General features: G+C 71.6%; 11 protein-coding genes. 7 read left to right on the top strand and 4 right to left on the bottom strand.

Annotated elements, in window-relative coordinates:
• Window positions 1-124 precede the first annotated feature (124 nt).
• Window positions 125-2,491, top strand: a complete 2,367-nt coding sequence (locus AOM07_RS02165) for an arylsulfatase (protein ID WP_062310961.1) — start codon at window positions 125-127, stop codon at window positions 2,489-2,491.
• Here AOM07_RS02165 and AOM07_RS02170 read toward each other — a convergent pair whose 3' ends face one another.
• Window positions 2,492-3,391, bottom strand: a complete 900-nt coding sequence (locus AOM07_RS02170; protein WP_084830022.1) for a formylglycine-generating enzyme family protein — start codon at window positions 3,389-3,391, stop codon at window positions 2,492-2,494.
• Between the two features lie 105 nt (window positions 3,392-3,496).
• On the opposite strand from AOM07_RS02170, the gene AOM07_RS02175 reads away from it, so the two are divergent.
• The 6 genes from AOM07_RS02175 (at window position 3,497) to AOM07_RS02200 (ending at window position 9,373) form a co-directional block, all read left to right on the top strand.
• Window positions 3,497-4,969 carry an adenosylhomocysteinase gene (locus AOM07_RS02175; RefSeq protein ID WP_062310963.1) on the top strand — a complete coding sequence of 491 codons (1,473 nt, stop codon included), beginning with the start codon at window positions 3,497-3,499 and terminating at the stop codon, window positions 4,967-4,969.
• Entirely contained in the window at window positions 4,966-6,270 is a 1,305-nt protein-coding gene (locus AOM07_RS02180; RefSeq protein ID WP_062310966.1) for an amidohydrolase family protein, read from the top strand. The genes AOM07_RS02175 and AOM07_RS02180 overlap by 4 nt, the downstream gene beginning before the upstream one ends.
• Window positions 6,267-6,704, top strand: a complete 438-nt coding sequence (locus tag AOM07_RS02185; protein ID WP_062310968.1) for a cupin domain-containing protein — start codon at window positions 6,267-6,269, stop codon at window positions 6,702-6,704. The genes AOM07_RS02180 and AOM07_RS02185 overlap by 4 nt, the downstream gene beginning before the upstream one ends.
• Before the next feature lie 154 nt (window positions 6,705-6,858).
• Window positions 6,859-7,734 carry an ABC transporter substrate-binding protein gene (locus tag AOM07_RS02190; RefSeq protein WP_062310970.1) on the top strand — a complete coding sequence of 292 codons (876 nt, stop codon included), beginning with the start codon at window positions 6,859-6,861 and terminating at the stop codon, window positions 7,732-7,734.
• Between the two features lie 23 nt (window positions 7,735-7,757).
• Complete coding sequence (locus AOM07_RS02195; RefSeq protein WP_062310972.1) at window positions 7,758-8,642, top strand: amino acid ABC transporter permease; 885 nt, start codon at window positions 7,758-7,760, stop codon at window positions 8,640-8,642.
• Window positions 8,639-9,373 (top strand): amino acid ABC transporter ATP-binding protein, encoded by a 735-nt coding sequence (locus tag AOM07_RS02200; RefSeq protein WP_062310974.1) that lies wholly within the window; start codon window positions 8,639-8,641, stop codon window positions 9,371-9,373. The genes AOM07_RS02195 and AOM07_RS02200 overlap by 4 nt, the downstream gene beginning before the upstream one ends.
• A gap of 10 nt (window positions 9,374-9,383) precedes the next feature.
• Here AOM07_RS02200 and AOM07_RS02205 read toward each other — a convergent pair whose 3' ends face one another.
• The 3 genes from AOM07_RS02205 to AOM07_RS02215 form a co-directional block, all read right to left on the bottom strand.
• Complete coding sequence (locus AOM07_RS02205; RefSeq protein WP_062310976.1) at window positions 9,384-10,763, bottom strand: HNH endonuclease; 1,380 nt, start codon at window positions 10,761-10,763, stop codon at window positions 9,384-9,386.
• 90 nt (window positions 10,764-10,853) lie between these two features.
• A complete protein-coding gene (locus AOM07_RS02210; protein WP_062310978.1) occupies window positions 10,854-13,373 on the bottom strand; it encodes a glycoside hydrolase family 65 protein in 2,520 nt (839 codons plus the stop codon).
• The gene (locus AOM07_RS02215; RefSeq protein ID WP_228374350.1) at window positions 13,370-14,122 is read right to left on the bottom strand and encodes an HAD family hydrolase; all 753 of its coding nucleotides are present in this window, start codon (window positions 14,120-14,122) and stop codon (window positions 13,370-13,372) included. Before AOM07_RS02215 ends, AOM07_RS02210 begins: the two co-directional genes overlap by 4 nt.
• Between the last annotated feature and the right edge of the window lie 151 nt (window positions 14,123-14,273).

The raw sequence follows: 14,273 nt of genomic DNA on the forward strand, positions 1-14,273 counted from the left end.
GACGAACGACCGGGAAATCCGGCGCAAGCATCATAGGCACGGGGTGCGACCTCCCATCATCGCGCGCGAAATGGGACATTCTGCCGATAAAGTACAGAGGTTGACATCGCCTCGAGGGGGAGCCATGAGCGCCGACCGTCACACGCGTGCAGTGCTGCCGATCCCGGACCGTCCCGCGCACGGTCTCACCACGTTCGATGCCAAGGATCCGGACACCGCCTATCCGCCCATCGCACCGCTCATGCCACCGGAGGGCGCACCCAACGTGCTGATCGTCCTCCTCGACGACGTCGGGTTCGGCGCCGCGAGCGCGTTCGGCGGGCCGTGCGAGACCCCGGTCGCGGAGCGGCTCGCCGCCGGTGGCCTCCGCTACAACCGGTTCCACACCACCGCGCTGTGCGCGCCGACCCGCCAAGCGCTGCTGACCGGGCGCAACCACCACTCGGTCGGCATGGGCAGCATCACCGAGACCGCGACGTCGGCGCCGGGCCAGAGCTCGCTGCGCCCCAACACCAAGGCGCCCCTCCCGATGACGCTCAAGCTGAACGGGTACTCGACCGCGCAGTTCGGCAAGTGTCACGAGGTGCCGGTCTGGCAGTCCTCGCCGATGGGCCCCTTCGACGCGTGGCCCTCCGGAGGCGGCGGGTTCGAGACCTTCTACGGCTTCATCGGCGGCGAGAACAACCAGTGGGACCCCGCGCTCTACAACGGCACGACGCCGGTCGATCCCCCGGCGACCGCCGAGGAGGGCTACCACCTCACCGAGGACCTCGCCGACCGGGCCATCGCCTGGATCCGCGCACAGAAGTCGCTCATGCCCGATCGCCCGTTCTTCGCGTACCTCGCGCCCGGTGCGACCCACGCGCCGCACCACGTGCCGCAGGAGTGGGCGGACCGGTACCGCGGGCGGTTCGCCGACGGCTGGGACGTGCAGCGCGAGCGCACGTTCGCGCGCCAGAAGGAGCTCGGGGTGGTGCCGGCGGACGCCCAGCTGACCCCGCGCCACGACGAGATCCCGGCCTGGGATGACATGCCGGAGGAGCTCAAGCCCGTGCTCGAGCGCGAGATGGAGGTGTACGCGGGATTCCTGGAGCACACAGACTTCCACGTGGGCCGCGTCGTCGACGCCATCGCCGACCTCGGCATCCTCGACGACACGCTGATCTACTACATCCTCGGCGACAACGGAGCCTCCGCGGAGGGCACCCTCAACGGCGCGTTCAACGAGATGGCGAACTTCAACGGCATGGCGGGACTCGAGACCCCGGAGTTCATGCGGTCGAAGATGGACGAGTTCGGCTCACCGAGCTCGTACAACCACTACGCGGTCGGGTGGGCGTGGGCGATGAACTCGCCGCTGCAGTGGACCAAGCAGGTCGCGTCGCACTGGGGCGGCACCCGCAACGGCGCGGTCGTGCACTGGCCCGCACGGATCCACGACAAGGGCGGCCTGCGGACCCAGTTCACGCACTGCATCGACATCGCACCGACGATCCTCGAGGTCGCCGGGCTGCCCGAGCCGACCTCGGTCAACGGCGTGCTGCAGTCGCCGATGGAGGGGACGAGCATGGTCTACACCTTCGACGGCCCCGACGCCGCCGAGAGGCACGACCTGCAGTACTTCGAGATGTTCGGCAACCGCGGGATCTACTTCAAGGGGTGGAGCGCAGTCACGAAGCACCGCACGCCGTGGGAGCTGGTGGGAGGGAACGTCCCCGAGCTCGACGACGACGTCTGGGAGCTCTACAACGGCTCCGCAGACTGGAGCCAGGCGAACAACCTCGCCTCCGAGCATCCCGACAAGCTCCGCCAGCTCCAGCGGCTCTGGCTGATCGAGGCGACCAAGTACAACGCGATCCCGATCGACGACCGGACGGGCGAGCGGCTCAACGCGGAGCTCGCGGGTCGGCCGACGCTCGTGCATGGCAGCTCGCAGCTGCTGTACGCCGGCATGGGCCGCCTCTCGGAGAACAGCGTCGTCAGCATCAAGAACAAGTCCTTCGCCGTCACCGCGGAGGTGGAGGTCCCCGAGGACGGCGCGGCCGGAGTGATCATCGCGCAGGGCGGCCGCTTCGGGGGCTGGACGCTCTATGCCCACGACGGCCGCGCGACGTTCGTCTACAACGTGCTGGGTATCCACCACTTCACGACCGCCGCCGAGCCTCCGATCCCGTCGGGCAGGCATCAGGTGCGCATGGAGTTCGCCTACGACGGGGGTGGGCTCGGCAAGGGCGGCACGGTCACGCTCTACTACGACGGCGAGGCGGTGGGCTCGGGCCGTGTCGAGGCGACGCAGGCCATCATCTTCTCGGCCGACGAGACGACCGACGTCGGCTACGAGTCCGGGACCACGGTATCGCCCGACTACACGGCCGAGACCAGCCGGTTCCGGGGGAAGGTCGTGTGGGTGCAGATCGACCTCGGCACCGACGACCACGACCACTTCATCTCACCCGAGGAGCGCCTGCGGATCGCGGTCTCGCGGCAGTAGTCAGCCGGCGACGCTCCGCGCGCACCTGAAACCGAGGTGGGACATGCCGGCGTCCTCCGCCTGCGGGGATCGCGCCGCAGGCCGGAACCGCAGGCAGTAGTCGGGCGAGCACAGGTACGAGCCGCCCTTGATCACCCGCCGCAGCGGACCCGTCGGCCCAGGGCCGCCGGGTCCCGTCGCGAGCAGGTCGTGCCGCCCCTCCCTCTCGACGCCGCCACGCTCCGGAAGGATGTGGCGCGGCGCGTACGCGCTCGAGGTCCACTCCCAGACGTTGCCGATCATGTCGTACAGCCCGTAGCCGTTGGGCGGGTACGAGCCGACCGGCGCGGCATCGCCCACGCCGCGGTTGTCGTAGGGGAACCGGCCGATCCAGGTGTTGGCCTGCGGGACCCCGCCCGGGTACGGCTCGTCTCCCCACGCGAAGTCCGCGCCGTCGATCCCGCCGCGCGCGGCGTACTCGTGCTCCGCCTCGGTCGGCAGCCTCAGCCCCGCCCATGCCGCATAGGCCACTGCGTCCGCGTAGGCGACGTGCACCACCGGATGACTGGGCCGTCCCTCGACGGACGAGCCCGGCCCTCCCGGCTGTCTCCAGCACGCGCCGGGAACCCAGCGCCACCACTGCCGCCAGTCCCGGAGGTCGACCGGGCCCGCCGTCGGGGTGAAGACCATCGCGCCGGGCACGAGGTCGTCGGGGTCCGCTCCCGGGAACTCCGCGGGATCGAGCGCGCGCTCCGCCACGGTGACGTACGCGGTGTCGTCCACGAAGCGCGCGAACTGCCCGTTCGTCACCGCGTAGCGATCGATCCAGAACGCCTCGACCTCTCGGACGTGGGCGGGGCCCTCGTCGGGGTAGAAGCGGTCGCTGCCCATGCGGAATCGGGCCGCCTCGAGGCGCACCATGTCATGCGACGGATCACCGTGATGCTGCATCGTCACCCCCCGGACGCCCGGCGATGCCTCCATGGTGCCGCGAGAGACCGCGCCGGCACTCCTAGACTTTGCCCCATGATCGACCCCCGCGCGACCGCGGAGCGCATCCTCCGCCGCTTCGCCCGCGAGACCAACCTCCTCATCGCCGGACGGCCGGTGCGCGTGAGCGCCGAGGCCGAGGACGCCGACACCGCGATCGCCGTCGCCGGCATGGCCCGCGCGCTCGGCGCGATCCTCGTCGAGGACGACGCGACCGGCCCCGACGTGCTCGACATCGACGTCCGCGGGGACGATGCGGCGCTCGCCCTGGGCGGTCGCCCGCTGGGCTCGCGCGGCGACGCCGCCGGCCGCCTGGACTTCGCGCGCACCAAGATGCCCGTCTCGACGGCGCTCGCCGCCGAGCTCGCGGAGGCGGGCACCGTCCGCGGCCTGCGCATCGGCGTGTCGATGACGCTCGAGCCCAAGACCGCGAACCTCGCGCTGCTCCTCAAGGACGCCGGCGCGGAGGTCGCGGTCTACGCGCACCCCGACGAGACCGACCCCGAGGTCGCGGCGGCGCTGCGCGCGCGCGGCGTGCCGGTCGACGCGGACCCGGACCTGTCCGGCGAGGACGAGCGTGCCGCGGCCCTCGCGTGGCTCGAGCGCGGCTTCGACGTGGTGGTCGACGACGGCTCGCACCTCGTGCGCCTCGCCCACGAGGCCGCGCCGCACCTCGTCGAGCGGTGGATCGGCGTCACCGAGGAGACCACCTCGGGCCTCACGCCGCTACGCCTCATGGCGGCGCAGGACGCGCTCCGCACGCCGGTGGTCGCGGTCAACGACGCTGCCACCAAGACCGGCTTCGACAACCGCTACGGCACCGGGCAGAGCTGCGTGTTCGCGATCGCGGACCTCATCGAGCACGCCGACGCGACCGTGCGCGACCTCCCGGTGCTGGTCATCGGGTACGGCCCGGTGGGCGTGGGCGTCGCGGCGCACCTGCGCGCGCTCGGCGCGCACGTGGTCGTGGCGGAGATCGACCCGCTGCGCGCACTGCTCGCCGTCCACGACGGCTACGAGGTGGGACGCGCCGAGGACCTCGCGCAGGGCGCGCTCGTCATCTCCTGCACCGGGGTCGCCGACACGGTGACGCGTGAACTGCTCGCGCTCGGCACGATCGTCGCCGTCGCCGGCGGGGTCCCGGGCGAGGTGGACCTCGATGAAGCGTCGCTCGCGCCCGTGGTGGTGGCGGGGGCGCCGATCCCCCACCTCGACATCGACGCCGAGCGCGGCACGCTGATCCTCGACCGCGGCGGATGCATCAACGTGACCGCCGCGGAGGGCAACCCGATCGAGATCATGGACCTGTCCTTCGCGACCCAGCTCGCGGCGGTCCGCCACCTGGTCGAGACCCGCCCCGGCGTGGGCGTCCACCCGCTCGCCGACGAGGCCGTGGCCCACGTCGCGGAGGTCGCCGCGGCCTCCCGGGGCCTCGCGCTCGACCCCGCCGCCGCATCGTCCCCCGCGGACGCGGACTGGCGGTCGCGCCGCTACCGGGGGGCGCGATGACCGCCGTCACGCTGTATTCCGCCGCGCTGGTCGTGCCGGTGACCGCGCCGCCCATCGTGGACGGCGCCATCGCCGTCCGCGACGGCCGCATCCTCCACGTGGGCGAGCGCCGCTGGGTCGCGGGCTCGCTCGCCGAGCGCGGCCTCGACGCCCACCACGTGCACTGGCCCGGCGTCCTCATGCCGGGCCTCGTCAACGCGCACACGCACCTCCAGTACACGGGCATGGCCGAGGTGGGCCGAGGCAGCTACCAGGGCTTCCGCGACTGGGTCGCGGCCTTCAACCCGGTCTACGCGCGGCCCCACGACTGGGCGCTGGACTCCGCCGCGGGCGCGCGCCAGATGCTCGAGGCCGGCACCACCGCGGTCGCGGACATCGTCACCGACCTCGAGGCGATGCGCGCCCTCCACGACGCGGGTCTGCACGGCATCACGTACTGGGAGGTCATCGACTGGACCAACGAGGAGTGGGTCGAGCGGGGCCGCGCGCAGGTGGAGGCGGCGCTCGACGCGCTGCCGTCGCCGCCCGGCACCGGGCTGTCCCCGCACGCGCCCTACTCGCTCGAGATCGCGCCGCTGCTGGAGATCCCCGACATCGTCCGCGAGCGCGGCAGCCGCATCCACATCCACCTGGGCGAGTCCGCGATCGAGCGCGAGTTCGCGCACGCGTCGACCGAACCGTGGCAGCTGCGCGGGCTGGCCTCGCTCCACGAGCTGCGGCAGGCCGGGTACGGCACCTCCGCGACGGACTACGTCGACCACCTCGGTGTGCTCGGCCCGGACTGCCACATCGCGCACGGCGTCTACATGACGGAGAAGGACCGCGCGATCCTGCGCGCCCGCGGCACGTCCGTGGCGCTGTGCCCGCGCTCGAACGCGGTGATCGGCCTCGACGAGCCCCCGGTCGCGGCGTACCTCGAGGAGGGCAGCCCGATCGCGGTGGGCACGGACTCTCTGTCGAGCGCGCCCAGCCTCGACCTCATGGACGACGTCGCCGAGCTCCACCGCATCGCCCGCGCGCAGGGTTATGCGAAGGACGACCTCGCCGAGCGGCTGCTGTCGGCGGCCACCCTCGGCGGCGCGCACGCGATGGGCCTCGACGTCGGCCCCGAGCGGACCGGGTACCTCGCGGTGGGCGCCCGCGCCGACCTCGCGTTCTTCGACATCCCCGTCACCGACGTCGCCGAGACCGTCACGACCCTCGTCACGGCCGGCGCCGGGCGCGCCGCCGCGACCGTCGTGTCGGGCCAGGTCCGCGTCGCCCGCCCCTCGTTCACCGAGCACACCGGAGTCACCTCATGACCGACGCCCCCGCGACGCCCGCGACCGCGCGCCTGCTGGATCTCGAGCCGCACCCCGAGGGCGGCTGGTTCCGGCGCACCTACACGTCGTCGACGCCGGTCGAGACCCCCGGCGGCACGCGCCCCGCGGCCACGTGCATCCACTACCTCCTCACCCCGGGCGAGGAGAGCGCGTGGCACGTGGTCACGTCCGACGAGCTGTGGCTGTGGCACGGCCCGGGCACGCTCGAGCTGCGGCTCGGCGGCGAGGGCGAGGCGCCGGACGATGCGCCGGTCACCGTGACTCTCGGCCCGGACCGGGCCGCGGGCCAGGCCGCGCAGTGCCTCGTGCCCGCGGGCACATGGCAGGCGGCGTCGCTCGGCGGCGACGAGGAGGTCCTCGTCAGCTGCATGGTGTCGCCGGGCTTCTCGTTCGCCGACTGGCGGCTCGCGTAGGGGCGCTCCGCCGCGCCGCGCGACCCCGCGATACCCCTCGGACGACCGTCTCGCCTGGTGAGACGGGGTGCCGGGGGTGCGCCGCTACACTGTGGCCTCACGGCCATCGTCGGCCGTTCTCTGAACCCCCTCTTTCTTCTTCCAAGGAGCAACCATGACCAGCACACGTGTGCGCGCCGGCCTGATCGCGACGACCGCCCTCTCCGCGCTGATGATGGCGGGCTGCTCCTCCTCGGACACCGAGGCCGAGACCAGCGCCTCCGCGTCGACCTCCCCCGAGGCGAGCGAGACCGCGGTCGCGCTCGAGACCCTCACCGAGGGCAAGCTCACCATCGCGACCGGCGAGCCCGCCTACGAGCCGTGGGTCGTCAACGACGACCCGGAGTCGGGCGAGGGCTTCGAGGCCGCCGTCGCGTACGCGGTCGCCGAGCAGATGGGCTTCGCGGCCGAGGACGTCGTGTGGGTCCGCTCGAGCTTCGACTCGGCCATCGCGCCCGGTGCGAAGGACTGGGACATGAACATCCAGCAGTTCTCGATCACCGAGGAGCGCAAGAACGCGGTCGACTTCTCCTCGCCGTACTACACGACCACGCAGGCGGTCGTGACGGTGGAGGGTTCCGCCGCTGCGGACGCGACCTCGGTCGCGGACCTCGCGGACCTCACGGTCGGCGTGCCCTCCGGCACCACCTCGTACACCGTCGCCGCCGAGGTGCTGGGCGACCAGAACCTCGCGGTCTTCAACTCCTCCGAGGACACCGTCCTCGCGCTCAACTCGGGTCAGATCGATGCGTTCGTCATCGACCTTCCCTCGGCGTTCTACCTCGCGGCCGTCGAGCTCGACGGCGGCAAGATTCTCGGCCAGTTCGAGGACGCCACCGGCGGCGACGAGTTCGGCTTCGTCCTGCCCAAGGGCTCGGCGCTCACCGCGGCCGTGACCGAGGCCGTCGACGCGCTCACCGAGGACGGCACGCTCGCCGCGATCGAGACCGAGTGGCTGTCGGACGCGGTCGACGTCCCGGTCCTCAAGTAACCCGACGCCGAGATAGACGAGAGATGACGGACCGAGCGGCGGAGAGCGCGGCGGGCGCGGCGGAGGCCTGGGCTCCCAGCGAGCTCGAGCTGGAGCGCCGCCTCACCCGCAAGCGCGCCTCCCGCCGCTCGGTCCTCATCGCGCTGGTCTCGACGGTCGTCTTCGCGGCCGTCGCGGGCTGGCTCGTCCTCAGCTCGCCCGGCTGGGCGGACGTCCAGCAGGCGTTCTTCAACCCCGAGATCGCCAAGGACTCGTTCCCCAAGATCCTCGAGGGCCTCTGGCTCAACATCCGGGTGCTGTTCTTCGCGACCATCGCGGTCGCGGTGGTCGCCACCCTGCTCGCGGTGATGCGGTCGCTGCGCGGTCCCGTGTGGTTCCCGCTGCGCGCCCTCGCCACCGGCTACACGGACCTCTTCCGCGGCCTGCCGGTGCTCATCGTGCTCTACCTCGTGGGCTTCGGCATCCCCGCCCTCAACCCCGAGAACCGGATCTCCGTCGCGGTGCTCGGCACCGTCGGCATCACGCTGTGCTACTCGGCCTACGTCGCCGAGGTGCTGCGCGCCGGCATGGAGGCCGTGCACCCGTCGCAGCGCATCGCCGCCCGCTCGCTGGGCCTGTCGCACGCCAAGACGCTGCGCCTCGTGGTGATCCCGCAGGCGCTGCGCAAGGTGGTGCCGGCGCTCATGAACGACTTCGTGTCGATGCAGAAGGACGTGGGCCTCATCTCCGTCCTCGGCGCGGTCGACGCGGTGCGCGCCGCGCAGATCGCGACCGCGAGCACCTACAACTTCACCCCCTACGTGGTGGCCGGTCTGCTCTTCGTCGCGATGAGCTTCCCGATGATCCGCCTCACCGACCACGTCTCGGCCCGCATGGCCGCGCGCGAGCAGCAGGGAGGCACGGTGTGAGCGTCCTCGAGCTGCACGACGTCCACAAGCTCTTCGGCGACAACCACGTCCTCAAGGGAGTCGACCTCGCGGTCGACGAGCACGAGGTCGTCGTCGTCATCGGCGCCTCCGGCTCCGGCAAGTCGACCCTCATGAGGACCATCAACCTCATCGAGCGCGTCGACGACGGCCGGATCCTGCTGAACGGCGACGACATCACCGACCCCGACGTGGACGTTGACAAGGTGCGCGCCCGCATCGGCGTGGTCTTCCAGCACTTCAACCTGTTCCCGCACATGCGGGTGATCGACAACGTCACGCTCGCGGCCCGCAAGGTCCACGGCACCGCGGCGGACGTCGCGCGCGACCGCGCGGTGGGGCTGCTCGAGAAGTTCGGCCTCGGCGAGAAGGTCGAGGACTACCCCGACCGCCTGTCGGGCGGCCAGCAGCAGCGCGTCGCGATCGTCCGCGCGATCATGACCGAGCCCGAGCTGCTCCTGCTCGACGAGATCACCTCGGCCCTCGACCCCATGCTCGTCGGCGAGGTGCTCGACCTGGTCCGCGACCTCAAGGCGCAGGGCTCGACCATGCTCATGGCGACGCACGAGATGTCCTTCGCGCGCTCGGTCGCCGACCGCATCGTCTTCATGCACGGCGGCCGTCCCCTCGAGGTGGGCACGCCGGAGCAGATCTTCGGCGACCCGCAGCGTCCCGAGACGCGCGAGTTCCTCGCCCGCATCACGCACCGCTGAGCGACGGGTCTCACGCCGGTCCGGCGCGGCTTGCCGCGACCAGGTCGGCCTGATCGAACCTGATGCGTGCCTGATAGCCGGGTCGGGGTCGCTGGTCGGGGTCGATCGAGGCGGGCGGGATGAACTCGGGGCTGCCCTGGCGGAACCTGATGGCCCACCCGTCCCGATGGATCCAGTGGTGGCAGGTGACGCACAGCATGATGCCGTTGTCGAGGTCGGTCCTGCCGCCGTCGACCCAGTAGCGGATGTGGTGGACGTCGCAGTGGCTGGGCGGCGCGCCGCACCACGCGCAACCCCGGTCGCGCTGCGCGATCGCCCGCCGCTGAGCAGCCGTGAACAGGCGCTCCGCGTACCCGTGGTCGAGGACCTCGCCCCGTGTGCCCAGCACGGTGGGGATGAGTTCCGCGTCCGCGGCGTACCAGCGCAGCAGGCTGCCGGGCATCGGACGCCTGATCCCGTCGATCTCCCCGTAGCCGTGGCCGGTCTGGAGGTCGGCGAGCGAGATGCGGATGTTGACGGTGGTCTTGACGGCGTCGTGGGGCTGGCGGCACCCGTTCGCGTGCCGCCCGAGCCAGCCCAGCCCGTCCGCACGCATCTGACCCGGAGTCGGCGGATCCTCGCCGCCGTCCTCGCGTGCCTCACGGAACTGCTTCTTCATGTACCCGTCGAGCGCGGCCAACAGAGGTGCGGCGGTCAGCGGGTCGAGCATCGCGGTGAGGCGGACCATGCCGTTGGCCTCCTCGCGCACGCTCGCCAGCCGGGCGCGGTACAGCTCCTCGTACTGCTCCTCGCCTACCGGGGGCGGCGTCAGGCCCGCCTCGAGCTGCGCGACCAACGACCGGACGGTCTTGAGCGGCGAGATCACCGCCTTGTCGACGGCCATCTTCTCCACCCGTGTCAGGGACACCTGCCCCAACGGGGTGGCCCGCACCGCATCGTCCACCGGCAGGCCGTCCATGTCACGCGCGTCCGGATGCAGCATCAACACCTCACGCAGCAGCACGAACTTATCCGCGCTCAGCCGGCCCTCCCTCGCCTCATACGCGAGATGAGGCAGCACCGACGCACCACCCGGCGCATCGTCCGGGCCGCCGTACAAAGCGGTGCCCATGACGCGCAGCCGCTCGGCCTCGGCCACCGTGCCGCCGGTCTCGGACGCGATCAGCTGATCGACCCCCCGGAACCCCTGCCGGCTCGCGATCCCCGCACGCCCCGGACCGGACCGCACGGCGAGCCTGGCGGCCATCTGCGCGACCACCAGATCGGTCTCGCGCCGCCGACCGACCGCCTCCCGCATGAGCGCCACCGCGTCCCACTCAGGCAGCCCGCCTGAAGCCTCGACACGCGCGCGGAGCCCGTCGAGCGGATCGGCGACGGTCGTCTCGGCCATGTGACAAGTCCACCATCCAGGTCAGACAACGAACCCGACAAACCGGACAGTTGTCCACAGGCGGTGAGGGCCGGGACCAGGCGGGACGGGCTAGTCGATCTCCCCGTCCGCGTCGACCACCGCGGGAAGCGAGGCCGTCACGACCGAGCCGTCCGAGCGCATCGTGCCGTGGAACGCGGAGGCGTCGGGCGCACCCGGCAGGCGCGGCCCCTGACCGTCGAGCGGCACGGTGACGTCCTCGCCGCGCAGCACGCTCACCCGCTCGCCGCGCACCATCACGGTGAGGCCCTGCCCCTCCTCGACGGTGAAGGCGATCTCCTCGGGCCGCAGCGTCACGCACAGGCGTGTCCCGCGCTGCGTGAGGCGGAACCGCATCTCGGGCCACGCCTCGGGCAGGCGCGGATCGAAGGACAGCACGCCGCCGTAGTCGCGCATGCCGCCGAAGCCGTGCACGAGCGCCGACCACACGCCGCCGGCCGAGGCGACGTGGACGCCGTCGGCGGTGTTGGCGTGCAGGTTCGCGATGTCGACGAACAGCCCGTCCCAGAAGTAGCGCAGCGCGAGCTCGTGGTAGCCGACCTCGGCCGCCATGATCGACTGCACCACGCCCGACAGCGTCGAGTCGCCGGTGGTGATGGGGTCGTAGTAGTCGAAGTCGGCCTTCTTCTCCTCCGAGGAGAACTGGTCCCCCTGGAGGAACAGCGCGAGCACGACGTCCGCCTGCTTGAGCACCTGGAAGCGGTAGATCACCAGCGGGTGGAAGTGCAGGAGCAGCGGCCGCTGCTCGGGCGGCGTGTTCTCGAGGTCCCACAGCTCGCGCTCGTGGAACAGCGCGTCCTGCGGGTGGATGCCGAGGTCCTCGTCCCACAGGATCGCCATGGACTCCGCGGCGGACTCCCACTCGATCACCTCGGCGTCCTCGAGGCCCAGCCGCGCGACCATCTTGCGGTACTGGTCGGGCCACATCGAGGCGAGCTTGCGCACCGCCGCCGCCGCGGCGCGCAGGTTGAAGCGCGCCATGACGTTCGTGTAGAGGTTGTCGTTCACCACGGTCGTGTACTCGTCCGGGCCGGTGACGCCGTGGATGCGGAAGCTCGACCCGTCGCCCTTGATGTTGCGCCAGAAGCCCAGGTCCGCCCACATGCGCGCGGTCTGCACGAGGATGTCGATGCCCTCGCGCGCGAGGAACTCGTCGTCGCCGGTGGCCTTGACGTACTTGTCGATCGCGAAGGAGATGTCGGCGTCGATGTGGTACTGCGCGGTGCCGGCCGCGTAGTACGCGGAGGCCTCCTCGCCGTTGATGGTCCGCCACGGGAACAGGGCGCCGTGCTGCGCGAGCTCGCTGGCCCGTTCGATCGCCTTCGGCAGCATGCGGAAGCGGTAGCGCAGCGCGTTCCGCGCGATGCCGGGCGACGTGTAGACGAAGAAGGGCACCACGTAGATCTCGGTGTCCCAGAAGTAGTGGCCGCTGTAGCCGGACCCGGTCACGCCCTTCGCGGCCACGCCCTGGCCGTCGCCGCGCGCGGCCGCCTGTGCGAGCTGGAAGAGGTTCCAGCGGATCGCCTGCTGCACGCGGTCGTCGCCGTCGACCTCGACGTCCGAGCGCTTCCAGAAGTCCCCGAGCCACTCCTCCTGGTCCGCGAACTGCTTCTCGACGGTCTCGTTGCGCACGCGCGACAGCGTGCGGTGGCAGCGGTCGCCGAGCTCGCGCGCGGGCACCATCCGGGACGTGTGATACGTCACGACCTTGGTGAGGCTGAACGTGCGCCCCGGCTGCGCGTGGAAGCGGAACACCTGCTTCGCGTAGTCGGGCTGGATCTCGGTCTCGGCCTGCACCTCGCCGTCGAAGTCGTACGTGTGCTCCATCGCGACCGCGAGGGTCATCCCGGAGTTGACGCACTGGTAGCCGAGCATGAGGTGGTCGTCGTGCGCGCGGTGCAGCCGCGGCTCGAGGACGCGCTCGTTGAAGTTCTCCGACTTGCGGGGGTCGAAGCCCACGCCGCCGCCGGGCGAGGAGCGGTACTCGTCCGCGCCCGCCTGCCGGTTGAGCAGCTGCGACGACACCGCGATGGGCGCCTCCTTGTCGAGCAGCGTCACCTCGAACTGCATGATCGCGAGGTGGCGCTGCTGGAACGAGACCATGCGGCGCGAGCGCACGCGGACGCGGTTGCCGGCCGGAGTGCGCCACAGCAGGTCGCGCGTGAGCACTCCGGTGCGCATGTCGAGCGTGCGCGAGTACTCCGGCAGGTCCGCGACGGACAGCAGCAGCGGCTCGTCGTCGACGTACAGCCGGATGATCTTGGGGTCCGGCACGTTGACGATGGTCTGGCCGGTGCGCGCGAAGCCGTACGCCTCCTCGGCGTGCCGGATCCGCCACGTCTCGTGGAAGCCGTTGATGAAGGCGCCGTGCGCGTACGCGTCGTGGCCCTCCTCGATGTTGCCGCGGAGCCCCAGGTAGCCGTTGCCGAGGGAGAACAGCGTCTCCGTCGTGCCCATGTCCTCGGAGCCGAACTCGGTCTCGACCAGCCGCCACGGGTCCGCGGGGAACCTCAGCCGGTCGACATAGTCGGGCGCGGTCGTGTCGCCGAGCGCGCGCTGCGCCACCTTCATGCCTGCACCAGCTCCTTCAGGTCCTCGACGACGATGTCCGCGCCGCCCGCGAGCAGCTCGTCCGCGCCGGCGCCACGGTCGACGCCGACGACGAGGCCGAACGCGCCGGCCCTGCCCGCCTCGACGCCCGACATGGCGTCCTCGACGACGACGGCCTGCTCCTTGGGCACCCCGAGCAGCTCCGCCGCGTACAGGTACGTGTCGGGCGCGGGCTTGCCCGCGATGCCGTGGTCGGCGGCCACCTGGCCGCTCACGACGATCTCGAAGCGGTCGGCCAGCCCGGCCGCCTCGAGCACCGCGGGCGCGTTGCGCGAGCTCGACACGACCGCCATCGCGCAGCCGACGCTCTCGAGGTGCTCGATCAGCGCGACCGAGCCCGGGTACGGGGTCACGCCCTCGTCGCGCAGGATCGCGGCGAAGGCCTCGTTCTTGGTGTTGCCGACGCCGCAGATGGTCTCGGTGCCCGGCGCATCGTCCGGCGTGCCCTCGGGGAGGGTGACGCCGCGCGACGCGAGGCACGACCGCACGCCGTCGTAGCGCGGCTTGCCGTCGACGTACTGGAAGTAGTCGGCGTCCGTGTAGGCCGGGGTGATGCCGTGCGCCTCGAAGTAGTCCGTGAACATCCGCCGCCACGCGTCCATGTGCACGTCCGCGGTGGGCGTGAGCACGCCGTCCAGGTCGAAGAGTGCGGCGGCGAAGCTCGCGTCGGGCACCTGGGGCAGGTGCCAGGGGGCGGTGTCGGTCGTCACGGGGTCTCCCTCCAGCTCGGGGTTCGGTCGGATGCCTTGCACCCGGTCGAACGCGATCGCCCCGCTGGATGTTTCATGAGGGGCGACGGCCGCGTCCCCTCGATAGTAGCCACCCGCGATGTGCGGCTGTCGAGCGGGTGCCGTCGTGACC

Source organism: Demequina rhizosphaerae (assembly GCF_000971255.1).
In the GTDB taxonomy this organism is placed as follows: Bacteria; Actinomycetota; Actinomycetes; order Actinomycetales; family Demequinaceae; genus Demequina; species Demequina rhizosphaerae.